The organism is Cognatiluteimonas telluris (genome assembly GCF_011320095.1).
Classification (GTDB): Bacteria; Pseudomonadota; Gammaproteobacteria; order Xanthomonadales; family Xanthomonadaceae; genus Cognatiluteimonas; species Cognatiluteimonas telluris.
This window is the reverse complement of the sequence record NZ_JAANOY010000004.1, coordinates 122,234-143,594: the sequence shown is the minus strand read 5'-3', so window position 1 is coordinate 143,594 and position 21,361 is coordinate 122,234. Positions and strand designations below refer to the sequence as shown.

18 protein-coding genes are annotated in these 21,361 nt (G+C 68.5%); 1 reads left to right on the top strand and 17 read right to left on the bottom strand.

Features of this window, described 5'->3' with window-relative positions; translation table 11 throughout:
* Positions 1-40: 40 nt before the first annotated feature.
* The 17 genes from efpL to G7B67_RS04700 form a co-directional block, all read right to left on the bottom strand.
* Positions 41-607, bottom strand: coding sequence for an elongation factor P-like protein EfpL (gene efpL, locus G7B67_RS04780; protein WP_166208690.1), 567 nt, complete (start codon positions 605-607; stop codon positions 41-43).
* Positions 608-626: 19 nt separating this feature from the next.
* Positions 627-914, bottom strand: a complete 288-nt coding sequence (locus G7B67_RS04775) for a hypothetical protein (protein WP_166208687.1) — start codon at positions 912-914, stop codon at positions 627-629.
* A gap of 10 nt (positions 915-924) precedes the next feature.
* Positions 925-1,695: an SDR family NAD(P)-dependent oxidoreductase gene (locus tag G7B67_RS04770; RefSeq protein WP_166208684.1), complete on the bottom strand. Its 771-nt coding sequence runs from the start codon at positions 1,693-1,695 to the stop codon at positions 925-927.
* Positions 1,696-1,726: 31 nt separating this feature from the next.
* Positions 1,727-3,091, bottom strand: coding sequence for a metal-dependent hydrolase family protein (locus tag G7B67_RS04765; protein ID WP_243412251.1), 1,365 nt, complete (start codon positions 3,089-3,091; stop codon positions 1,727-1,729).
* Positions 3,092-3,120: 29 nt separating this feature from the next.
* Positions 3,121-3,603 (bottom strand): GNAT family N-acetyltransferase, encoded by a 483-nt coding sequence (locus G7B67_RS04760; protein ID WP_243412250.1) that lies wholly within the window; start codon positions 3,601-3,603, stop codon positions 3,121-3,123.
* A gap of 1 nt (position 3,604) precedes the next feature.
* Positions 3,605-5,728: a putative bifunctional diguanylate cyclase/phosphodiesterase gene (locus G7B67_RS04755; RefSeq protein WP_166208681.1), complete on the bottom strand. Its 2,124-nt coding sequence runs from the start codon at positions 5,726-5,728 to the stop codon at positions 3,605-3,607.
* A complete protein-coding gene (locus G7B67_RS04750) occupies positions 5,725-6,624 on the bottom strand; it encodes a hydroxymethylglutaryl-CoA lyase (RefSeq protein WP_166208678.1) in 900 nt (299 codons plus the stop codon). The genes G7B67_RS04755 and G7B67_RS04750 overlap by 4 nt, the downstream gene beginning before the upstream one ends.
* A gap of 1 nt (position 6,625) precedes the next feature.
* A complete protein-coding gene (locus G7B67_RS04745; RefSeq protein WP_166208675.1) occupies positions 6,626-8,620 on the bottom strand; it encodes an acetyl/propionyl/methylcrotonyl-CoA carboxylase subunit alpha in 1,995 nt (664 codons plus the stop codon).
* 52 nt (positions 8,621-8,672) lie between these two features.
* Complete coding sequence (locus G7B67_RS04740; RefSeq protein WP_166208672.1) at positions 8,673-9,455, bottom strand: enoyl-CoA hydratase-related protein; 783 nt, start codon at positions 9,453-9,455, stop codon at positions 8,673-8,675.
* A 170-nt stretch (positions 9,456-9,625) separates the two neighbouring features.
* Positions 9,626-9,988, bottom strand: a complete 363-nt coding sequence (locus tag G7B67_RS04735; RefSeq protein ID WP_166208669.1) for a hypothetical protein — start codon at positions 9,986-9,988, stop codon at positions 9,626-9,628.
* Entirely contained in the window at positions 9,985-10,515 is a 531-nt protein-coding gene (locus G7B67_RS13625) for a bactofilin family protein (protein ID WP_166208666.1), read from the bottom strand. Before G7B67_RS13625 ends, G7B67_RS04735 begins: the two co-directional genes overlap by 4 nt.
* A gap of 101 nt (positions 10,516-10,616) precedes the next feature.
* Positions 10,617-12,224, bottom strand: a complete 1,608-nt coding sequence (locus G7B67_RS04725) for a carboxyl transferase domain-containing protein (RefSeq protein WP_166208663.1) — start codon at positions 12,222-12,224, stop codon at positions 10,617-10,619.
* Positions 12,225-12,495: 271 nt separating this feature from the next.
* Positions 12,496-12,903: a hypothetical protein gene (locus G7B67_RS04720; protein ID WP_166208660.1), complete on the bottom strand. Its 408-nt coding sequence runs from the start codon at positions 12,901-12,903 to the stop codon at positions 12,496-12,498.
* A gap of 180 nt (positions 12,904-13,083) precedes the next feature.
* Positions 13,084-13,464 (bottom strand): hypothetical protein, encoded by a 381-nt coding sequence (locus G7B67_RS04715; RefSeq protein WP_166208657.1) that lies wholly within the window; start codon positions 13,462-13,464, stop codon positions 13,084-13,086.
* Between the two features lie 131 nt (positions 13,465-13,595).
* The gene (locus G7B67_RS04710) at positions 13,596-14,789 is read right to left on the bottom strand and encodes a thiolase family protein (protein WP_166208654.1); all 1,194 of its coding nucleotides are present in this window, start codon (positions 14,787-14,789) and stop codon (positions 13,596-13,598) included.
* Between the two features lie 220 nt (positions 14,790-15,009).
* Complete coding sequence (locus tag G7B67_RS04705) at positions 15,010-16,182, bottom strand: isovaleryl-CoA dehydrogenase (protein ID WP_166208651.1); 1,173 nt, start codon at positions 16,180-16,182, stop codon at positions 15,010-15,012.
* Positions 16,183-16,402: 220 nt separating this feature from the next.
* Positions 16,403-17,503, bottom strand: coding sequence for a Glu/Leu/Phe/Val dehydrogenase dimerization domain-containing protein (locus tag G7B67_RS04700; protein WP_166208648.1), 1,101 nt, complete (start codon positions 17,501-17,503; stop codon positions 16,403-16,405).
* 251 nt (positions 17,504-17,754) lie between these two features.
* Between G7B67_RS04700 and G7B67_RS04695 the strand changes: the two genes are divergently transcribed.
* The gene (locus G7B67_RS04695) at positions 17,755-21,333 is read left to right on the top strand and encodes a methylmalonyl-CoA mutase family protein (protein ID WP_166208645.1); all 3,579 of its coding nucleotides are present in this window, start codon (positions 17,755-17,757) and stop codon (positions 21,331-21,333) included.
* The last annotated feature ends 28 nt before the right edge of the window (positions 21,334-21,361 follow it).

The window sequence follows — 21,361 nt, the reverse complement described above, 5'->3', positions numbered from 1 at the left end:
GACGAAACGCCCGCGGCTGTAGCTGCTCCCGCGGATGGGCTCAGTCGGCGCGACCGCCGAATTCCCCGGTCGTGGTGTTCACCCACACCCGCTCGCCATTGCCGATGTACTCGGGCACCTGGATCTCGATGCCCGTGGACAGGCGTGCCGGCTTCGGGCGCTTGGTCGCGGTGCCGCCCTTGAGCTCGGGCGGGGTTTCGACGACTTCGATGGCCACGCTCTGCGGCAACTGCAGGGCGACCGGCATGTCGTCGATGATCTGCACGTAGCAGTTGGCCAGGCCGTCGACGATGAATCCGGCGCCATCGCCGACCACGTCCGCATCCAGCGTATAGGGCGTGTAGTCCTCGTCGTCGAGGAACACGAACGCGTCGCCGTCCTTGTACGAGAACGTCGCCTGCCGGCGCGAGAGTTCGACTTCCTTCAATTCGTCCTCACCGCCGAGGCTGAGGTCGAACTTGTTGCCGCCGGGCACCGAGTACATGGTGAAACGGAACTTGACGTTGCCGCCGCGCCCCTGTGGCGAACTGCGCTCGATGTCGCGCACCTGGTAGACGGTGCCGTTGTGGTCGACCACGTTTCCTTTCTTGACGTCGTAGGCTTTCATCGTGCTGCTTCTGGTTGGTTCATCGGGAAGAAATGTCGCGGTCGAATCCGAGCTTGCGGAACAGGTACTCGTTCCAGTGCCAGGCCAGCAGGCCCCAGAGCGCGCCGGCCGGCAGGCACAGCAGCGGCACCAGCGGCAGCACCGCGCCCAGGTGCAGCGGCTGCTGGCGAGCGGCGAGCAGCAGCAACAGCGCGATGCCTACGCTCATCAGGCCGCCGACCAGCAGCAGCCCGTAGACCAGCACGAAATGCACCCGGCCGCGGGCGCGCAGCACCGGCCAGCGTCGTTGCAGCCAGCTCTGCCTCATGACGGGATGCTCACTTCGGCGCCAGTCGGGTCGCGCCGTCGAGGCGGATGGTTTCGCCGTTGAGATAGGTGTTGCCGAGGATGTAGGCGACGAGATCCGCGTATTCCTCCGGCTTGCCCAGGCGCGAGGGGAAGGGGATCGAGGCGGCCAGCGACTGCTGCACCGCCTCGGGCATGCCGTCGACCATCGGCGTCCAGAAAATGCCCGGCGCGATGGTCATGACGCGGATGCCGAAGCGGGCGAGTTCGCGCGCCATCGGCAGCGTCATCCCGACCACGCCGCCCTTGGAGGCCGAATACGCCGCCTGGCCGATCTGGCCTTCGTAGGCCGCGACCGACGCGGTGTTGACGATCACCCCGCGCTCGCCATCGACGCCGGCCTCGTTGCGCTGCATGCGCTCGGCGGCGGTCTTGGCGACGTTGAAGCTGCCGACGAGATTCACCATCACCGTGCCGGCGAATTGCTTGAGCGGCATCGCGCCGTCCTTGCCCAGCACGCGGCCGGCGCCGAGGATGCCGGCGCAGTTGATCGCGACGTTCAGGCCGCCGAGGAATGCGATCGCCGCGTCGATGTTGGCCTCGACGCTGGCCTCGTCGGTGACGTCGGTGCGCAGGTAGCGCGCGTTGGCTGCGCCAAGTTCGGCGACGGCCGCCGCGCCCTTGTCGTCGTTGACGTCGAACAACACGACCTTGCCGCCGTTGGCGACCAGGTGGCGCGCCACGGCGAAGCCGAGGCCGGAAACGCCGCCGGTGATGACCGCGCGGACGGAATTGAGCTGCATGGGGGAGTCCTGCGAAGGCGAAACCCCGATTTTACCGTAGGGCGGGTCGGGCATCCGACGGCGCCCGGTACACGACGCCATCCTTCATCACGAACGCCGGGTGCTGCAGGGCGCCGATATCCACCGTCGGGTCGCCGTCGAAGGCCACCAGGTCGGCGCGCAGGCCCGGGGCGATGCGGCCGAAGCGGTCCTGCTGCCGGAGGATCCTCGCCGCCACGCTGGTGCAGGCGCGCATCGCCTCGAGCGGGGTCATGCCCAGCCGCACCATCCAGGTCGGCTCGCGCCAGTTGTCGCCATGGCGGAAGACGCCGACGTCGCTGCCGCAGCCGATCGTCACCCCGGCCGCGCGCGCGGTGCGGAAGGCGCCTGCGGCTTCCTGCATCTTCGGCGTCGCCGGTGCACCCGGCGTGTGGTGGTTGAAATATTCCTCGGTGGCCTCGACCGCGGTCAGCGTCGGCAGGTAGGCCACGCCGCGGTCGTGCATCAGCTTGAACGTCGCCGTGCTGCCACCGTAGCCATGCTCGATGCTGTCGACGCCGGCTTCGATCGCCATCCGCATGCCGGCATCGCTGGCGCTGTGCGCCGCGACCGGGCGTCCCGACAGATGGGCGGCTTCGACCAGCGCCTTGAGCTCGGACTCGGTGAAGGTCGGCGCGGTGCCACCGTCGGCGCCGACGCGGTAATCCGAATACACCTTGATCCAGTCGGCGCCATGGCCAGCCTGTTCGCGCACCGCCGCCAGCACCTGGTCAACGCCGCTGACCGGCTGCGCGCCGCTGGGCAGGTCGAGGTCCGGGCGGAAGCCGTGCGGCCCCGGCCCGTAGCTGGCGGTGGCGACGATCGCGCGGGTGGCGACGAACAGCCGGGGGCCCGGAATCATGCCTTCGTGGATCGCGCGCTTGAGCGACACATCGGCGTAGCCCGCGCCTTCGGTGCCGAGGTCGCGCAGGGTGGTGAAGCCGGCCAGCAGCGTGTCGCGCGCGTGCTGCGCGGCTTCGAGGGTGCGGTAATCCTGCGGTTCCTTGAGCACCTGGTCGTTCCACAGGGTCTCGTTGTAGGGATGCAGGAACAGGTGCGAATGCAGGTCGACCAGGCCAGGGACCAGCGTCATGCCCGGCAGTTCGATCCGTTGCGCGTCGGCGGCATCGATGGCGTCCGCGGCGCCGACGGCGACGATCGCGCCATCGCGCACCAGCACCGCCCAGCCGTCGTGGGACGCGGGGTCGCTGCCGTTCCAGACCCGCTGCGGGAGCAGGAGATAGGACGTACTGGAAGGCGCTGCATCGGTGGCGCCCGCGTTTGCGGCGACGGCGCCAAGCGACCAGCACAGCAGGCACAGGAGCAGGGCGGTGACGACTGATGTCATCGGATGCAAGGCCATCGGACGCAAGGTCATCGGCTAATTCTCCGGGCGCGGGCCGCGGGCTACAGTGCGCGCAGGTAGAAGGTGTTGCAGCCGCCGTGCCCGGTGGCACCGAGCGGTCCGACGATGCGCTCGAACCCGCTGCGGTCATACAGTTTCATCGCCGCGTCCATGCCCGCGAGCGTTTCCAGGTAGCACTGGCGGAAGCCGAATCCGCGCGCCGCCTCCAGGCAGCGCTCCATCAACGCCGCGCCCGCGCCGCGCCCGCGCGCCAGGGGCAGGAAATACATCTTGCGCAACTCGCAGGTGTCGTCGGGGCCGCCGGACAGCGGCGCCACGCCGCCGCCGCCGACGACCACGCCATCGTCCTCGACGACGAAATAGGCACTGCGCAGCGCCGCATACGCACGGCTCATCCAGTCGACCTCGGGGTCGCTGATCGCAAAGCCGCTACCGACCGCCCCGAATTCCGGCATGACGGTGCGGATGATGAGCGCGACATCGGCGTCGTCGCGCGCTTCGATCGGCCGTATCCGCAACGTCACGTCAGGCTCCGGCAAGGATCAGTGGCTGGTCCAGGCGACGGGCGAATTCGCCTGGGCGCAATCCCGGCGCGAACAGGAAGCCCTGGCCGACCGGCACGCCCAGCTGCAGCAGGAACTGCCGCTGCGCTTCGGATTCGATGCCCTCGGCGACCAGGCCCAGGCCGAGGCTGCGCGCGATGCCGGCGACCGCCTGGCAGACCGCGACATCGGACTTGTTGCCCGGTGCGCCATGCACGAACAGCTGCGACAGCTTCAGGCCGTGGATCGGCAACCGGCGCAGGTAGTTCAACGCGCTGTAGCCTTCGCCGAAGTCGTCGATCGTCAACATCACGCCCAGCTCGCGCAGGTCGGCGAAGGCCTTGATCGTGTCCGGCGCGTCCTCGATCAGCACGCGCTCGGTGAACTCCAGCTCCAGCGCCGTGCCCGGCAGGCCGAATTCCTGCAGCACGCCGGCCACGACCTGCGCCAGGTCGTCGCCGAGGAACTGCCGGTAGGAAACATTCACCGCGACCCGCACGATGCCCAGCCCCGATTCGCGCCATTCGCACACTTGCCGGCAGGCCTCGCGCAGCACCCACGTCCCGATGCGCACGATGTCGCCGGTGACTTCGGCGTGGCCGATGAAATGGTCGGGGCGCATCTCGCCGAGCTGGTGGTTTTCCCAGCGGATCAAGGCTTCGGCGGCCACGATGCGGCCGTGGCGCAGGTCGACCTGCGGCTGGTAGACGAGGTGGAACTCGTTGTTGTCGGTTGCGCGCCGCAGGTGGGTTTCCACCCGCAACCGCTCGGCCTGGGTCTGCGCCAGTGCCGGCGTGAACGCCTGCCAGCCGTTGCGGATGCGGCGCTTGGAGTCGTACATCGCGGCATCGGCGTTCTGGATCAGCACGTGCGCGCTGTCGCCGTCGCCGGGTGCGCGCGCGATGCCGATGCTGGCGGTGATGCTGAATTCCTCGTGCTCGAACTTGAAGCTGTCGCCGAAGGCGGCGAGGATGCGCTCGGCGATGCGCTCGGGTTGCTGCGGGTCGTCGCCGAAGCCGCAGGTGACAAGGAATTCGTCGCCGCCGAAGCGGGCGATCAGGCCTTCGGTGCCGACCGCGTGGCTGATGCGCCGTGCCGCGGTGACCAGCAGCTCGTCGCCGGCGCCGTGGCCGAGCACGTCGTTGACGACCTTGAAGCGATCCAGGTCGATGTAGAGCACTGCCACCTGCGACTGCGCAGCATCGCCCAGCCGCTCGGACAGCTCGCTCAGCACCGCATCGCGATTGAGCAGCCCGGTCAGCGGATCGGTGCGTGCCTGCACGCGCAGCGTCTCCTCGGCCTGCTTGCGGCGGGTGATGTCCTGCAGCGTTCCCGTGACGCGCTGCGACAGCGGCTGCCCGTGGTCGGGTTCGGCGATCGCGCGCACCCAGAAGGCATGGCCATCGCTGCGCCGCCCCTGCAACTCGAGGTCGAACGCATTGCCTTCGACCTGCGCGTGTTCGATCGCCGCGCGCAGGCGCCGGCGGTCGGGCTCGACCAGGCAGGCCTGCATCTCGTCCATGGTGGTCGGCGGATCGACGCTGCCGAGGATGCGCACCGACTCGCTGCTCAGGTACAGGCGGTTGCGCGCGGCATCCCATTCCCAGCCGCCGATGTGCGCCAGTGCCTGCACGCGATCGAACAGCGCGCTGTCGCGCTTGAGTTCGGTCACGTCGCTGAACAGCGACAGCACCTGGTGCGCGCGCTCGGCGCCGGGCGCGATCTGCGGCACCGCGGTCACGGACAACCAGGTGAGCTGGCGCCGGGCGAGGTTGTAGAAGCCCAGTACGGTGCTGTCGGCGACCTTGCCGGTGCGCAGCGCGCGCAGCGCGGGGAGCTCGTCCTCGTGTAGCGCGTTGGCGTTCTCGTCGATGACTTCCCAGCGACTGGGCCGCAGTTCATCGTCCAGCGTGCGCATCGGATCGACCTGGAACAGGCGCATCGCCGCCGCATTGGCATAGATGATGTGGCCTGCGGCATCGCGGACGATGATGCCCTTGTCGACCAGTTCCATCAGTTCGCGGTAATGCACGTCGTCCTCGGCGCGCACGCCGGGTATGCCGGTGACCGCGGGCCCCGCGCGGCGATTGCCGGTGTCGCGGTTCATGCCGCCGCCAGCGCCTGGCCGACCTTGCTGCCGTTGGCGCGGCCAAGCAGTTGCGCCAGCCAGCGACCGGTATCGGCTAGCGAGGCCAGGTCGATGCCGGTGTCGATGCCGAGTCCATGCAGCATGTAGACGACGTCCTCGGAGGCGACGTTGCCGCTCGCGCCCCTGGCATACGGGCAGCCCCCGGTCCCGGAGACGGAGGCGTCGACGACCGCGACGCCTTCCTCCAGGCAGGCGAGGATGTTCGACAACGCCTGTCCGTAGGTGTCGTGGAAATGCACCGCCAAGGCCTGCATCGGCACCACGTCGGCGACCGCGCGCAACATCGCGCGCGCCTTGCCCGGGGTGCCGACGCCGATGGTGTCGCCGAGCGAGATCTCGTAGCAGCCCAGGCCATGCAGGCGCCTGGCCACGTGCACCACGTCGGTGAGCGGCACCTCCCCCTGGTAGGGACAACCGAGCACGGTGGACACGTAGCCGCGCACGCGCACGCCATCATGGTGGGCGCGTTCCAGGACCGGTCGGAAGCGCTCGATCGATTCGTCGATCGAGGCGTTGATGTTCCTGCGGTTGAAGGCTTCCGAGGCAGCCGTGAACACCGCGACCTCGCTGGCGCCGGCGGCGCGCGCGCGGTCGTAGCCCTGTTCGTTGGGCACCAGCACCGGATACGCCACGCCCGGCGCGCGCTGGATTCCGGCGAAGACTTCGGCGGCATCGGCCAGTTGCGGTACCCACTTGGGGCTGACGAAGCTGGTGGCTTCGATCGTGCGCAACCCGGTTGCCGACAACCGGTCGATCAGCGCGATCTTGTCGGCCGTCGAGATCGCGGTCTTCTCGTTCTGCAGGCCGTCGCGCGGCCCGACTTCGACGATGCGCACCTGGCCGGGACGTGCCATCTCAGGCTTCCAGCGTCACCAGGACCGCATCGGCGTCGACGAAATCGCCTTCGGCCGCGCGCACCTCGGCGACCACGCCATCGCGCGGCGCCTTCAGCGCGAGCTCCATTTTCATCGCCTCCATCACCAGCAACTCCTGGCCCGCCCGCACCTGGTCGCCCGCCTGGGCCTTGACCAGCACCACGCGACCCGGCATCGGCGCCTGCAGGCGGCGGTCGTCCGCCCCCCGCGACGTGCTCTCGCGACGATACACCCCGACGGGCGTGAGCTGCAGGCGCCGCGCGCCGTCGTGCACCTGCACCCGGGTGCGGTCGATCCGGACCACGCAACGCCGGCCTTCGCCATCGAAACACGCACTGAGCACGCCGTCGACCAGGCGCGCGCCGGCCACCTCGGTGACCCGGCCCTCGTGGCTGATGCGATACGTGCCACCGGCGCCCTGCGCGACCAGCTCCAGCCGCTGTCCGCGATGCAGGAAGGCCAGCGGCCGCTTGCCGGCATGGCCGAGCCGCCAGCCATCGGCGATCGCCCACGGCGAGGTCGGATCGGCGGAGCGCTGCGCGCGCCGGCACTGGTCGGCTTCATGCCAGAGCAGGCGCGCGGTGGCGGCGGCGAGCAGCAGGCTGGCGTCGACTCCGGCCTGCGGCAGGAACTCGTCCAGGTGCCGGTCGAGGTAACCGGTGTCGATGGTGCCGTCGACCACCACCGGATGCCGCAGCAGCTGCTCGAGGAAGGCGATGTTGGATTTCGGGCCTTCGATCTCGCAGTGCGCCAGCGCATCGCGCATGCGTGCCAGCGCGCCGCGACGATCGGCGCCCCACACGATGAGCTTGGCGATCATCGGGTCGTAGAAGATGGTCACGGTGTCGCCTTCGACCACGCCTGAATCGACGCGCACGTGCGCACCGGTATCGGGCAGGCGCAGGCGCTCGAGTCGGCCCGAACCGGGCAGGAAACCTGCTTCCGGATCCTCGGCGTACAGCCGCACTTCGATCGCATGGCCGCGCTGGACGATCGCGTCCTGGGCCAGCGGCAGCGGTTGCCCGGCGGCGATCCTCAGCTGCCACTCGACCAGGTCCAGGCCGGTCACCATCTCGGTCACCGGATGCTCGACCTGCAGCCGCGTATTGATCTCCATGAAGTAGAAACCGCCATCGGGCGCGACGATGAATTCGACCGTGCCGGCATTGGCGTAATCGATCGCGCGCGCGGCCTGCACGGCGGCGGCGCCCATCGCGGCACGCAGTTCCGGGGTGAGGAACGGCGAGGGCGACTCCTCGAGCACCTTCTGGTAGCGCCGCTGCGCCGAGCATTCGCGCTCGTTGAGATGGATCGCCTGGCCGTGGCTGTCGCCGAAGACCTGGATCTCGATGTGGCGCGGCTGCTCGATGTAGCGTTCCAGCAGCACACGGTCGCGGCCGAAGGCGTTGGCGGCTTCGCGCTGGCAGCTTTCCAGGTTGGGCAGGAACTGCGCGCTCTCGCGCACGATGCGCATGCCCTTGCCGCCGCCGCCGTGCGCGGCCTTGATCATCAGCGGATAGCCGATGCGGTCGGCTTCGCGCTGCAGCAGCGTGGGCGACTGGTCTTCGCCGGTGTAACCGGGCACCACCGGCACGCCGGCGGCCTGCATGAGGTCCTTGGCACCGGCCTTGCTGCCCATCCGGCGCATGGTCGCCCCGCTCGGGCCGATGAACACCAGGCCGGCGGCGACCACCGCGTCGGCGAAGTCGGCGTTCTCGCTGAGGAAACCGTAGCCCGGATGGATGGCCTGGGCACCGCATGCCAGCGCGACCTGGATGATGGCGTCGCCGCGCAGGTAGGAATCCTGCGGGCGGGGACCACCGATTGGAAACGCTTCGTCCGCCTGGCGCATGTGCTGCGCATCGGCGTCGGCGTCGGAATACACCGCGACGGTGCGGATGCCGAGCCTGCGCGCGGTGCGGATGACCCGGCAGGCGATCTCGCCGCGATTGGCGATGAGGATCTTGTCGAACATCAGGCTTGCCTTCCTCTCCCCCGGGCGGGGACTGGGCGGGATCGGCGGCGGCTCATGCGCACCACGCCGGCTTGCGCTTGTCGAGGAACGCCGCGAGACCTTCCTGTCCTTCGGCGGACACCCGCAAGCTGGCGATGAGATCGGCATTGGCTGCGTCCACCGCCGCCGCGTCACCGCCGGCAGCAATGCGCCGTACCAGCGCCTTGGCGCTGGCGGCGGCGACCGGCCCGGCTTTCAGCAGCAAAGCGATCTGCCGGTCGACGGCGGCATCGAGCGCATCGGCTGCCACCACCTGGTGCAGCAGGCCGATGCGCAGGGCTTCGGCGGCATCGAAGATCTCCGCGGTGGCGAACCAGCGCCGCGCCTGGCGCGCGCCGATCGTGGCGATCACGTACGGCGAGATGACGGCGGGCAGCAGGCCAAGCTTGCTTTCGGTCAGGCCGAATTTCGCTTCGACGGCACCGATGGCGATATCGCAGCAGGCGACCAGGCCCACGCCGCCGCCGAACGCCGCGCCATGCACGCGGGCGATGGTGGGCTTGGGCAGGGTATCGAGCGTGCGCATCAGGTGGGCGAGGGCGAGCGCGTCATCGCGGTTTTCCACCTCGCCGGCCGATGCCATGCCGCGCATCCAGTTCAGGTCGGCACCCGCGGAAAACGACGCTCCGGAAGCTTCCAGCACGACCACGCGGACCTCGGGATCCCCCGCCACTGCGTCGAGCGCGATAGTCAGTCCGGCGACCAAGCTGGCGTCGAAGGCGTTATGCAGGGCCGGCCGCTCCAGCCGCAGCCGGGCCACGGCCCCATCGCGTTGCAGTGACAGCGAATCGGTCATCGGGCCACCCGGTGGGAAACCACCCATGATAGCCGGTGGCCCGTGGGCCTTCGCGGGGCGCCCTGCGGGGGGGCCCGGAAAATGCCGCCTCCGGGGAAACGCTGGCAAGAATGCCGCCCCCGCAACGTGGGGCAGGGGTGCGATTCCGACGCGAACCGGGCGCGCGGCGGCTAATGCCGCCGCTTGGCCTTCGGGCCGGTGGCCTCGGTCATTTCCACCTGCAGGGTGAAGGTGCGCTGCTCGTCGGGAGACAGCGCGCCGACGCCGATCACCTGGCGGGTGATTTCCTCGCCGCTTTCGTTGCGGATCGACAGCACCATCGAATATTCGAAGGTGGCTTCGCCCGGCGGTGGCGTCAGCGTGCCTTCCACCGTCAGTGGCGAAATTTTCGTCTTCTCGCGCTGCAGCGCGGCCTCGTCGTAGCGCAGGTGGCCCCGGCAGGCGGGGCACACGCTGGCGCTTTCGAGGATGGTGGCCTTGCAATGCGGGCAGGTGCGGGTCGCGCCCGCGGTACCCGGGCGCACGGTGCTCATGACGCGGCGTGGGGCTCCATGCCGTTGCTGGCCGCGCCGTTGCTGACGCCGCCGGGCTTCTTCTCTTCCCAGCCGAAGTCCGCCTGGCCACGCATGCGCGAACCGGCGGCGACGGTGAGCGCACCGGCCTTGACGTCGCCGACCAGCACGCCGCCTTCGAGCAGTTCGACGCGCTGGGCGCCGTCGATGTTGCCCTCCAGTTCGCCGGCGATGATCACGCGCTTGGCGCGCACGCCGCCGGTGAGCTTGGCGCCGGCTTCGATGGTCAGGTCGCCCTGCACGTTGACGTCGCCCTTGAAGCGGCCGGCGATGCGGACGTGGCCGGTGCCTTCGATCTTGCCCTCGATGGTCAGGTCCGAGGCGATCAGCGATTCCTTGGGCTGGGTGTCGGCGGCGCGTCGCGGCGCGGGCGCGGTGTCGACGGCCGTTGGCGTTTCGCGGAACGGCGGCGGATCGGGGGTGAACGCCTGGTGGCCGCTGGTGGGCGCGTCCTTTTTGACCGGCGCGGGCTGGTTGAAGATCGCCATGGTGCGGATTCCTCTTGCTGTGCTGATGACTCCCCTGGACCATCGAGCCTAGCACGGGGATGCGGCACCGGCGCTGTGACGCGGCGCCGCAAAAACCGGCGCTACATGCGGAAGACGCCGAAGCGCTCGCGTCGGATCGGCGCATTCATCGCTGCCGACAATCCCAGCCCGAGCACGCGGCGCGTGTCGGCCGGATCGATGATGCCGTCGTCCCAAAGCCGCGCGGTCGCGTACCACGGGCTGCCCTGGGTTTCGTACTGCTCGCGGATCGGCGCCTTGAACGCGGCTTCCTCGTCGGCGCTCCATTGCCCGCCGCGCGCCTCGATGCCGTCGCGCTTGACCGTCGCCAGCACGCCCGCCGCCTGCTCGCCGCCCATCACGCTGATGCGCGCGTTGGGCCACATCCACAGGAAGCGGCCACCGTACGCGCGTCCGCACATGGCGTAATTGCCGGCGCCGAAGCTGCCACCGATGACGACGGTGAATTTCGGCACCGACGCACATGCCACTGCGGTGACCATCTTCGCGCCGTCCTTGGCGATGCCGGCGTTCTCGTACTTGCGCCCGACCATGAAGCCGGTGATGTTCTGCAGGAACACCAGCGGGATCCCGCGCTGGTCGCACAACTCGATGAAGTGCGCGCCCTTGAGCGCGCTTTCCGAAAACAGGATGCCGTTGTTGGCGATGATGCCGACCGGGTAGCCGTGCAGGTGCGCGAACCCGCACACCAGCGTCTTGCCATAGCGCGCCTTGAATTCCTGGAACTGGCTGCCGTCGACGATGCGCGCGATCACCTCGCGGATGTCGAACGGGCGCCGCGTGTCCTTCGGCACCACGCCGTAAAGCTCCTGGCTGGCGAACAGCGGTTCGCGCACCGGCTGCGTGGCCACCGGCACCGACTTGCGGCGGTTGAGGTTGGCCACGAGGTTGCGCGCGATGTCGAGCGCCTCGCGATCGTCCTCGGCCAGGTGGTCGGCCACGCCCGATGTCGCGGTGTGCACGTCGGCGCCGCCGAGGGATTCGGCATCGACCACCTCGCCGGTCGCCGCCTTCACCAGCGGCGGGCCGCCGAGGAAGATCGTGCCCTGGCCGCGGACGATGATCGACTCGTCGGACATCGCCGGCACGTAGGCGCCGCCGGCGGTGCATGAGCCCATGACGACCGCGATCTGCGGGATGTTGTCCGCGCTCATCCGGGCCTGGTTGTAGAAGATGCGGCCGAAGTGCTCGCGGTCCGGGAAGACCTCGTCCTGCAGCGGAAGGAACGCGCCGCCGGAGTCGACCAGGTAGATGCAGGGCAGGTTGTTCTCGCGCGCGATGTCCTGCGCGCGCAGGTGCTTCTTCACCGTCATCGGGAAGTAGGTGCCGCCCTTGACGGTGGCGTCGTTGGCGACGATGACCACTTCCTGGCCCTGCACGCGGCCGATGCCGGTGACGATGCCGGCCGCGGGCGCGGCGTCGTCGTACATGCCTTCGGCCGCCAGCGGGGAAAGCTCGAGGAACGGCGAGCCGGGATCGAGCAGGGCGGTGATGCGATCGCGCGCCAGCAGTTTGCCGCGCTCGGTGTGCCTGCTGCGCGCCTTCTCGCCACCGCCCTCGGCGGCGCGCGCCAGGCGCTGGTCGAGTTCATCGACCAGTCCGCGATGCCATGCGGCGTTGCCGCGGAAGTCTTGCGAGCGCGGATCGAGCTGCGATTGGATGACGGGCATGCGGACCTGGCCGGAAGCGGAAGTGCACAGGATATCGGACAGCCTGTGCGGGTTTCTCCCGGGACCGACGCAAGCAGGCGTCAACGCTGGTTTCGCGAGACTGCGCGTGGATGGTCGTCCGGGCCTGTCCGCGGACCGGGATCGCGCCGGTTGGCTGGCCGGTTGCGGCGACCCCGGATGGACCGCCGCGCCCAGGCAGGCGGAGCACGCAAGGGTCGGGGCAAAAAAAGGCCCGCCGAAGCGGGCCTTTCGATTCCATGACGAACGTTGATCAGGGCTGGTCGGCATCCTTCTTGGCCTGCTCGGCGGCGGTGTCGGCCTTGTCGGCGACATTCTGCGCGGCGTCGGCGGTGTTCTGCGCTGCCTCGGCGGTGGCATCGGCGGCGGTCGCGGCGGCCTCGTTCGCGGCGGCGGCGGTCGCGTCGGCGGCCTGCTGGGCGTTGGCGGAGACTTCGCCGGCGGCTTCGCCGGTGGAGGCGGCGGCCGATTCAATGCCCTGCTGGGCGGCGTCACCGGCAGCCTGGGCGGCGTTGGCAGCAGCGTCGCCGGCATCGGCGGCGGCGGCCTGGGCCTGGTCGGCCTGCTGCTGGGCTTCCGGGGTGTCGTTATGGCAGGCCGACAGGGCGAGGACGCCCGCAGCCACGAGGATGAGAAGTTGGGTCTTCATGTCGATCTCCATGGAGGTTGCCCGAGCGAAGCCCGGGACTGAATCGGTAAATTCACGCACCGGGCGTGAGCATGACGTGTGCGGGTCGCGGCCACTTCCGGTTCCGGCTGGCCGGCGTCATGGTAAGCACCGGGCAAAGAAAAAGCCGCCGGTGAACCGGCGGCTTTTCCCGACAACCACTTTGGAACGCTATTACTTCTTGGCGTCGTCGGTCGCCGGCGCGTCAGCCGAGGCAGCAGCCTCCTGGGCAGCGTCCTTGGCCTGGTCGGCGGCGTCGGCATTCTGCTCGGCGGCGTCAGCGGCGTCGTCGGCAGCGCCCATGCTGCCGGCAGCGTCGGCGGCGTTGGCGTTGGTGCTGGCGGCGTCGGCAGCGGCCGAAGCGGCGTCGGCCGAAGCCTGGGCAGCGTCTGCAGCGGTAGCGTCGCCGGTGGCAGCGGTGGTGTCAGCAGCCTGCTGTGCGTCAGTGGCAGCGGCAGCAGCGTCAGCGGCCGAATCGGCAGCCTGCTGCTTGTTGGTGCACGCGGCCAGGGCCAGGCCCAGAGCCAGGGCGAGCAGCGCCTTGTTGGTCGTCATGATTTCATCTTCCTCGTCGTTAGTTTGGCAACGCGCAACTGCGCGCCGTTAACATGATGACAAGCTCCTGTCGCCTGTCAAGCGGTTGCTTGCTTATTTTTCCGTTAACCCAACCGGCAGTAACGCAGGCATCACGCCAACTCGATGGCGACGGCCGTGGCCTCGCCGCCGCCAATGCACAGCGACGCCACCCCGCGCTTGCCGCCCCGGGCCTGCAAGGCATGCACCAGGGTCACCAGAAGGCGCGCGCCGCTGGCTCCGATCGGGTGTCCGAGGGCCACTGCGCCGCCATTGACGTTGAGCTTGTCGTGCGGGACGCCCAGGTCTGTCATCGGTGCCATCGCCACGCAGGCGAAAGCCTCGTTGATCTCGAACAGGTCGACATCCCCGACCGACCAGCCCGCCTTGTCCAGCACCTTGCGGATCGACTCGATCGGTGCGGTGGTGAACCACTCCGGATCCTGTGCGTGGCCGGCGTGGGCGACGATCCGCGCCAGGGGCCTGATGCCGCGAGCGACGGCTTCGCCCGCCGACATCAGGACGGTCGCCGCGGCGCCGTCCGAAATCTTCGACGACGAGGCGGCCGTCAGGACGCCATCCTTGCCGAAAGCCGCCCGCAAGCCCGGGATCTTGGCGACGTCGACCTTGCCCGGCTCTTCGTCCTTGTCGACGACCACGTCGCCCTTGCGGCCCTTGACGGTCACCGGGACGATTTCGGCATCGAATGCGCCCGAGGCCTGCGCGGCCTGCGCGCGGGTGACGCTTTCGGCCGAGAAGGCGTCCAGCGCCGCCCGGTCGTAGGAATACTTCGCGCAGGCCATGTCGCCGAAGACGCCCATCGCCTTGCCGTCGTAGGGATTGGTCAGGCCGTCATGGGCCATGTGGTCGAGGAATTCGGCGCTGCCGTAGCGGACGCCGGTGCGCGAGCCGTTGAGCAGGTGCGGCGCATTGGTCATCGATTCCATGCCGCCGGCGACGACCACCGAGGCGGTGCCGGCCTTGATCAGGTCGTGGCCGAGCATCACCGCCTTCATGCCCGAGCCGCAGACCTTGTTGATGGTCGTGCACGGCGCGGCGGTCGGGATCCCCGCGGCGATCGCCGCCTGGCGCGCGGGCGCCTGGCCCAGGCCTGCCGGCAGCACGCAACCCATGATCACCTCGTCCACCTGGTCGGCGCCGACGCCGGCATGGGCGAGGGCGCCGGCGATCGCCGCCGCGCCCAGCGTGGGGGTGGGCACGCCGGTGTACTGGCCGAGGAAGGAGCCGATGGCGGTGCGCTTGGCACCGACGATGACGACATCGGAAGCAGACAGGGGAGCGGACATGCAAACTCCGGAGCGGATTTCAGGCCGGCGCGAGGGCCGGAACCGACCGATTATGGCGCTGGTTGCTGCGGTGCGGCAAACCCATCCGTCGGTCGTCGTGGCGGTCACCGGGAGGGCGCCTGCCGCGGCCGACCGTCCGCTCTGCCGGCGCCCCGCCTACGCCGCCGGCTCGCGCCCGGCCTCCGCACGAAGGCCGCCCCTGCGACGAAGCGCCACAGCCTCAGTCGCGGCCCTCGAACAGCTCACGCCCGATCAGCATGCGCCGGATCTCGTTGGTCCCGGCGCCGATTGCATACAGCTTGGCGTCGCGCAGCAGTCGGCCGGTGGGGTATTCGTTGATGTAGCCATTGCCGCCCAGTGCCTGGATGGCTTCCAGCGCGACCTGCACCGCGGCGTCCGAGGCATGCAGCAGGCAGGCGGCGGCATCCACCCGCGACTTGTGCCCGGCGTCATAGTCGCGCGCGACCTGGTAGGCGAAGGCGCGGCTGGACTGCAGCGCCGTGTACATGTCGGCGATCTTTGCCTGCATCAGTTCGAAGCAGCCGATCGGCGTATCGAACTGCCGGCGCTCGCGCACGTAGGGCAGGGCGGCATCGAGCGCGGCCTGCATCAGCCCCAGCGGGCCGCCGGTGAGCACCAGGCGCTCGGTGTTGAGGCCGGACATCAGCACCTTGACCCCGTTGTTGACCTCGCCGAGGACGTTCGCGGCGGGGATCGCGCAGTCCTCGAACACCAGTTCACAGGTGTTGGAACCGCGCATGCCAAGCTTGTCCAGCTTCTGCGCGGTGCTGAAGCCCGGCATCCCCTTCTCGACCAGGAAGGCGGTCATGCACTTGCTGCCCGCCTCCTTGCCGGCGGTGCGCATGTAGACGATGAGGACATCGGCTTCGGGGCCGTTGGTGATCCACATCTTGTTGCCGTTGGCGATCCAGGTGTCGCCGCGCCCCGCTGTTGAATGACGCTCTGCGCGGCAGCTCATCGAGCCGACGACATCCGAGCCCGCGCCCGGTTCGCTCATCGCCAGCGCGCCCTTCCACTCGCCGCTGCACAGCTTGGGCAGGTATTTCCGGCGCTGTGCGTCGGTGCCGTTGGCGAAGAGATTGTTGACGCACAGGTTCGAGTGCGCGCCGTAGGACAGGCCTACGGATCCGGAAGCGCGAGAGATTTCCTCCATCGCCACGGTATGGGCGAGATAGCCCATCGCGCTGCCGCCGAATTCCTCGGCGACGGTCAACCCGAGCAGGCCCATCTCGCCCAGCTTGGGCCACAGCTCCTGCGGGAAGGCGTTGTCGTGGTCGATCTGTGCCGCGCGCGGCGCGATCTCGGCGTCGGCAAAGCGCCGCACGGCCTCGCGCAACGCATCGATGTCTTCACCGAGGGGGAACGGGCGCATGGAACTCCGAGCGTACTTTGGCGGCGGATATCTGGCCGGGAACCGGATTCTCGTCCCCCGGCCCACCGGCCGACGGACCTCTGGATTTTCAGCCGTCATCCCCGCGCAGGCGGGGATCCAGCGACTTTACGCAGTGATTTCGACGGTGCGGTGAACCCGCAGTCACGCGGACGCCAAAGTCACTGGATCCCCGCCTACGCGGGAATGACGAGCGCGGGGATCAATGCCCGCGCATGCGGCCGAGGAACCGCGGCGCGGTCCGCCCCATCGGCAGCTTCAGCTTGCCGATGGCGGCGATGCGCTCCTCGGCCAGGCGGTCGGCGGCGCGGTAGGTCGGGATGCCGTCGCGCTCGGCGATCTCGTAGATGCGGCCGAGGTTGTGGTAGATCGTCCGCATCATCCGCATCGCGCGCTCGCGGTTGTAGCCATCGATCTCCAGCGACACGTTCATCACGCCGCCGGCGTTGACCGCGTAATCGGGCGCATAGAGGATGCCGCGCTTCTCGACTTCGTCGCCGATCGCGTTGTTGGCCAGCTGGTTGTTGGCCGCGCCGCAGATGATCTTGGCCTTCAGGCGCGGCAGCGTCTGCTCGTTGATGGTGCCGCCCAGCGCGCAGGGCGAGTACACGTCCGCGGCCACGTCGTAGATCTCGTCCAGGCCCACGGCTTCGGCGCCGTACTCGCTGACGGCCTTGTCGACCAGGCCCTTGTTGATGTCGGTGACGAAGATCTTGGCGCCGCGCTCGCGCAGCAGCTTCACGTATTCCATGCCGACGTGGCCCAGGCCCTGCACGGCGTAGGAATACTTGCCGACTTCCTCGTCGCCGAACTTCTTGTTCAGCGATGCCATCAGGCCCTGCAGCGCGCCGTAGGCGGTGAACGGCGAGGGATCGCCCGAGCCGCCATGCACCTGGTGCACGCCGGTCACGTACTCGGTCTCCCGGTACACGTATTCCATGTCGTTGACGTCGATGCCGACGTCCTCGGCGGTGATGTAGCGCCCGCCCAGCGAATCGACGAACTTGCCGAACGCGCGGAACAGCGCTTCGGACTTGTCCGTTGCCGGGTCGCCGATGATCACGCCCTTGGCGCCGCCGATGTTCAGGCCGGCGACCGCGTTCTTGTAGGTCATGCCGCGGCTCAGGCGCAGCACGTCGTTCAACGCCTCGGCCTCGCTCTTGTACGGCCACATCCGCAGGCCGCCCAGGCCCGGGCCCAGCACGGTGTTGTGGATGGCGATAATCGCCTTCAGGCCGGCGTCCTTGTTGTGGCAGAACACCACCTGCTCGTGGCCGAAGGTGTCGAGGGTTTCAAAGATCATCGGGAGCGCTCCAACGCCGGGCCGTTCGCGCATCGCGAAAGACGCCAGCAATGTGTGGTAAGTGTTTGAAAGACGTGAAATCCGCGACGCGATGGGCGCTTCGCGCCGGGCCGCAGGGGCAATAGTCTAAAGGAATCGGGCTCGACAGGCCCGTGGCCGCCAGCCAGGCCAGCCCCGGGGTCGGTGCAGACAGGGCACGTGAAGGCCCCTTGTTACAATCGGCGATCGCCTGTTTTCAGTGACTTGCGCCCATGAATACCCCCGCCCAGCCGCTGTCCGCCTCGCAGCCGACGGCATCCCCGGAAACCGCCGCGCCGCTGCGTTTCGTCACCGCCGCCAGCCTGTTCGACGGCCACGACGCGGCGATCAACATCATGCGGCGGCTGATCCAGGGTCAGGGCGCGGAGGTCGTGCACCTGGGCCACAACCGCAGCGTCGAGGACGTGGTCCGTGCCGCGCTGCAGGAAGACGCCGACGGCATCGCGCTGTCCAGCTACCAGGGCGGGCACGTTGAATATTTCAAGTACATGGTCGACATGCTGCGCGAGCGCAATGCCGGCCACATCAAGGTCTTCGGCGGTGGCGGCGGCACGATCACGCCGGAAGAAATCCGCGAGCTGCAGGATTACGGCGTCGAGCGCATCTACCACCCCAATGACGGCATGCACATGGGGCTGGTGGCGATGATCGAGGACGTGGTCCGCCGCGCCGGCGAAGGCCGCCTGCCGGTGGAGACGCCGCACAAGGTCGATTTCGACGACGAGATCGCCATCGGGCGGATGCTCTCTGCGATCGAGGAAGGCGCGCTCGACGAGTCGCAGCTCGCCCATCTGCGCAAGCAGTGGCAGCTGGCTGGCAGCAAGACGCCGGTCGTCGGCATCACCGGCACCGGCGGCGCCGGCAAGTCGTCGGTGACCGACGAACTGCTCAACCGTTTCCTCGCGTCCTTCCCGGACATGCGCATCGCGGTGATTTCGGTCGACCCCACCCGTCGCCGCACCGGCGGCGCGCTGCTCGGCGACCGCATCCGGATGAATTCGCTGCGCAGCGAGCGCGTCTACATGCGCTCGATGGCGACGCGCCGGCAGAACGCCGCGACCAACACGGTGCTCAAGGACTGCATCGCCTTCCTCAAGTCGCTCGGCTACGACCTCGTCATCGTCGAGACTGCGGGCATCGGCCAGTCGGATTCGGAGATCGTCGACCTCGTCGACTTCCCGATGTACGTGATGACCAGCGACTTCGGCGCGCCGAGCCAGCTGGAAAAGATCGACATGCTCGATTACGCGGAACTTGTGGTGCTCAACAAGTTCGACAAGCGTGGCGCGGAAGACGCCCTGCGCGACGTGCGCAAGCAGTGGAAGCGCAACCGCGTGGCGTTCCAGACCAAGGACGAGGATGTCCCGGTCTATCCGACCATCGCCAGCCAGTTCAACGACCCCGGCATCAGCTGGATGTTCGCCAACCTGTGCCGGCTGCTGCGCGAGAAGCTGTCGCTGCCGGCGGAAACGTGGACGCCGCAGATCGATACGTCGCTGAAGGAACCGCGCGCCACCGTGCTGATCCCCGGCGCGCGCGTGCGTTACCTGGCCGAGATCGCCGAACAGGGCCGGGCGATCAACCGCCAGATCGAGACCCAGGCCGAAATCGCCGACCGCGCGCAGAGCTACTGGCAGTCGCTGCGCGACCTGGGCGACGCGAGGCTCCCCAAGGCGCTCGCGTTGTACGCGAGCGAGGATCTGCTGTTCGTAGGAGCAGCTTCAGCCGCGAGCGCTTCACCGACGAGCGACGATCTCGCAGGGCGGGTTTTAACCCGCCAAGCCGAAGGTGATGCAGCCGCGGCCGCTGAAGGCGGGTTGCAACCCGCCCCGCAGATCGACCGCACGCTGCTGACGCTGCGCCAACGCTACAACGACGCCATCCAGTCGCTGTCCGCCGAAGGCCTCAAGCTCCTGCGCGACTGGCCCGGGCGCCTCAAGTCGATCACCGACGACACCACCACCTACCAGGTCCGCGGCAAGTCGATCACCGTCGACAATTACCGCGAGTCGCTGTCGCACCAGAAGATCCCCAAGATCGCCGCGCCGACCTACAAGTCCTGGGGTGAACTGCTGGTGTTCCTGCAGAAGGAAAACCTCCCCGGCTACTACCCGTACACCGGCGGCGTGTATCCGTACCGGCGCACCGGCGAGGATCCGATCCGCATGTTCGCCGGCGAAGGCACGCCCGAGCGCACCAACCGCCGCTTCCACTACCTCAGCGTGGGCCAGCCGGCGGCGCGCCTGTCGACCGCGTTCGACTCGGTGACGCTGTACGGCGAGGATCCTGCGCCGCGCCCGGACATCTACGGCAAGATCGGCAACTCGGGCGTCAACGTTCCCACGCTCGACGACATGAAGAAGCTGTACTCCGGCTTCGACCTGTGCGCGCCGACGACGTCCGTGTCGATGACCATCAACGGCCCCGCGCCGATGATCCTGGCGATGTTCATGAACACCGCCATCGACCAGCAGGTCGAGAAGTACCTGCGCGAGGACCAGTCGCGCTGGGATGCCGCGCACGACAAAATCGAGAAGATGTTCGAAGGCCGCCAGCGCCCGCAGTACGCCGGCATGCTGCCGCCCACCAACGACGGCCTCGGCCTGGGCCTGCTCGGCGTCACCGGCGACCAGGTCGTGGATGCCGAGACCTACGCGCGGATCAAGGCGCACACGCTCTCCACCGTGCGCGGCACCGTGCAGGCCGACATCCTCAAGGAGGACCAGGCGCAGAACACCTGCATCTTCAGCACCGAGTTCGCGCTGCGGATGATGGGCGACATCCAGCAGTACTTCGTCGACAACAAGGTGCGCAATTTCTACTCGGTGTCGATCAGCGGCTATCACATCGCCGAGGCCGGCGCGAACCCGATCAGCCAGCTCGCCTTCACCCTGAGCAACGGCTTCACCATCGTCGAGTACTACCTTGCGCGAGGAATGCGCATCGACGACTTCGCCCCCAACCTGTCGTTCTTCTTCAGCAACGGCATGGACCCGGAATACACCGTCATCGGCCGCGTCGCCCGCCGCATCTGGGCCCGCGCGATGCGCGAGCGCTACGGCGCCGATGCCCGCAGCCAGATGATGAAGTACCACATCCAGACCAGCGGCCGCTCCCTGCATGCGCAGGAGATCCAGTTCAACGACATCCGCACCACGCTGCAGGCGCTGTACGCGTTGTTCGACAACTGCAACTCGCTTCACACCAACGCCTACGACGAAGCGATCACCACGCCGACGGAAGAAAGCGTGCGCCGCGCGGTCGCCATCCAGATGATCATCAACAAGGAGCTGGGGCTCAACTTCAACGAGAACCCCTGGCAGGGCAGCTTCATCGTCGACAAGCTCACCGACATCGTCGAGGAGGCCGTCTACAAGGAGTTCGAGGCCATCAGCGAGCGCGGCGGCGTGCTCGGCGCCATGGACACCATGTACCAGCGCGGCAAGATTCAGGAAGAGAGCCTGTACTACGAGCACAAGAAGCACGACGGCTCGCTGCCGCTCGTTGGCGTCAACACCTTCCTGCCGAAGGAGCATGCCGGCGACATCGTCACCGAGATCGAGTTGATCCGCTCGACGGAAGGGGAAAAGGGCCAGCAGATCGACAACGTCGCCGGCTACCAACGCAACCGCAATGGCCTTTCCGACGCGGGGCTGAAGGCGCTACAGGCGACCGCGCGCGAGCGGCGCAATGTGTTCGCCAGCCTGATGGAGGCGGTGAAGACGCACAGCCTGGGGCAGATCAGCCATGCGCTCTATGAAGTCGGCGGCGAATACCGGCGCAACATGTAAGCCCGGACAACCTCCTGGAACGCTTGCA

Coding starts and splice junctions, on each gene's coding strand:
- G7B67_RS04750 (WP_166208678.1), bottom strand. CDS start 6,624: ATGGCACGTCCCGGCCAGGTGCGCATCGTCGAAGTCGGGCCGCGCGAC.
- G7B67_RS04700 (WP_166208648.1), bottom strand. CDS start 17,503: ATGATCTTTGAAACCCTCGACACCTTCGGCCACGAGCAGGTGGTGTTC.
- G7B67_RS04740 (WP_166208672.1), bottom strand. CDS start 9,455: ATGACCGATTCGCTGTCACTGCAACGCGATGGGGCCGTGGCCCGGCTG.
- G7B67_RS04720 (WP_166208660.1), bottom strand. CDS start 12,903: ATGGAGATCGACATGAAGACCCAACTTCTCATCCTCGTGGCTGCGGGC.
- G7B67_RS04745 (WP_166208675.1), bottom strand. CDS start 8,620: ATGTTCGACAAGATCCTCATCGCCAATCGCGGCGAGATCGCCTGCCGG.
- G7B67_RS04715 (WP_166208657.1), bottom strand. CDS start 13,464: ATGACGACCAACAAGGCGCTGCTCGCCCTGGCTCTGGGCCTGGCCCTG.
- G7B67_RS04735 (WP_166208669.1), bottom strand. CDS start 9,988: ATGAGCACCGTGCGCCCGGGTACCGCGGGCGCGACCCGCACCTGCCCG.
- G7B67_RS04755 (WP_166208681.1), bottom strand. CDS start 5,728: ATGAACCGCGACACCGGCAATCGCCGCGCGGGGCCCGCGGTCACCGGC.
- G7B67_RS04765 (WP_243412251.1), bottom strand. CDS start 3,091: ATGACCTTGCGTCCGATGGCCTTGCATCCGATGACATCAGTCGTCACC.
- G7B67_RS04775 (WP_166208687.1), bottom strand. CDS start 914: ATGAGGCAGAGCTGGCTGCAACGACGCTGGCCGGTGCTGCGCGCCCGC.
- efpL (WP_166208690.1), bottom strand. CDS start 607: ATGAAAGCCTACGACGTCAAGAAAGGAAACGTGGTCGACCACAACGGC.
- G7B67_RS04705 (WP_166208651.1), bottom strand. CDS start 16,182: ATGCGCCCGTTCCCCCTCGGTGAAGACATCGATGCGTTGCGCGAGGCC.
- G7B67_RS04710 (WP_166208654.1), bottom strand. CDS start 14,789: ATGTCCGCTCCCCTGTCTGCTTCCGATGTCGTCATCGTCGGTGCCAAG.
- G7B67_RS04695 (WP_166208645.1), top strand. CDS start 17,755: ATGAATACCCCCGCCCAGCCGCTGTCCGCCTCGCAGCCGACGGCATCC.
- G7B67_RS04725 (WP_166208663.1), bottom strand. CDS start 12,224: ATGCCCGTCATCCAATCGCAGCTCGATCCGCGCTCGCAAGACTTCCGC.
- G7B67_RS13625 (WP_166208666.1), bottom strand. CDS start 10,515: ATGGCGATCTTCAACCAGCCCGCGCCGGTCAAAAAGGACGCGCCCACC.
- G7B67_RS04770 (WP_166208684.1), bottom strand. CDS start 1,695: ATGCAGCTCAATTCCGTCCGCGCGGTCATCACCGGCGGCGTTTCCGGC.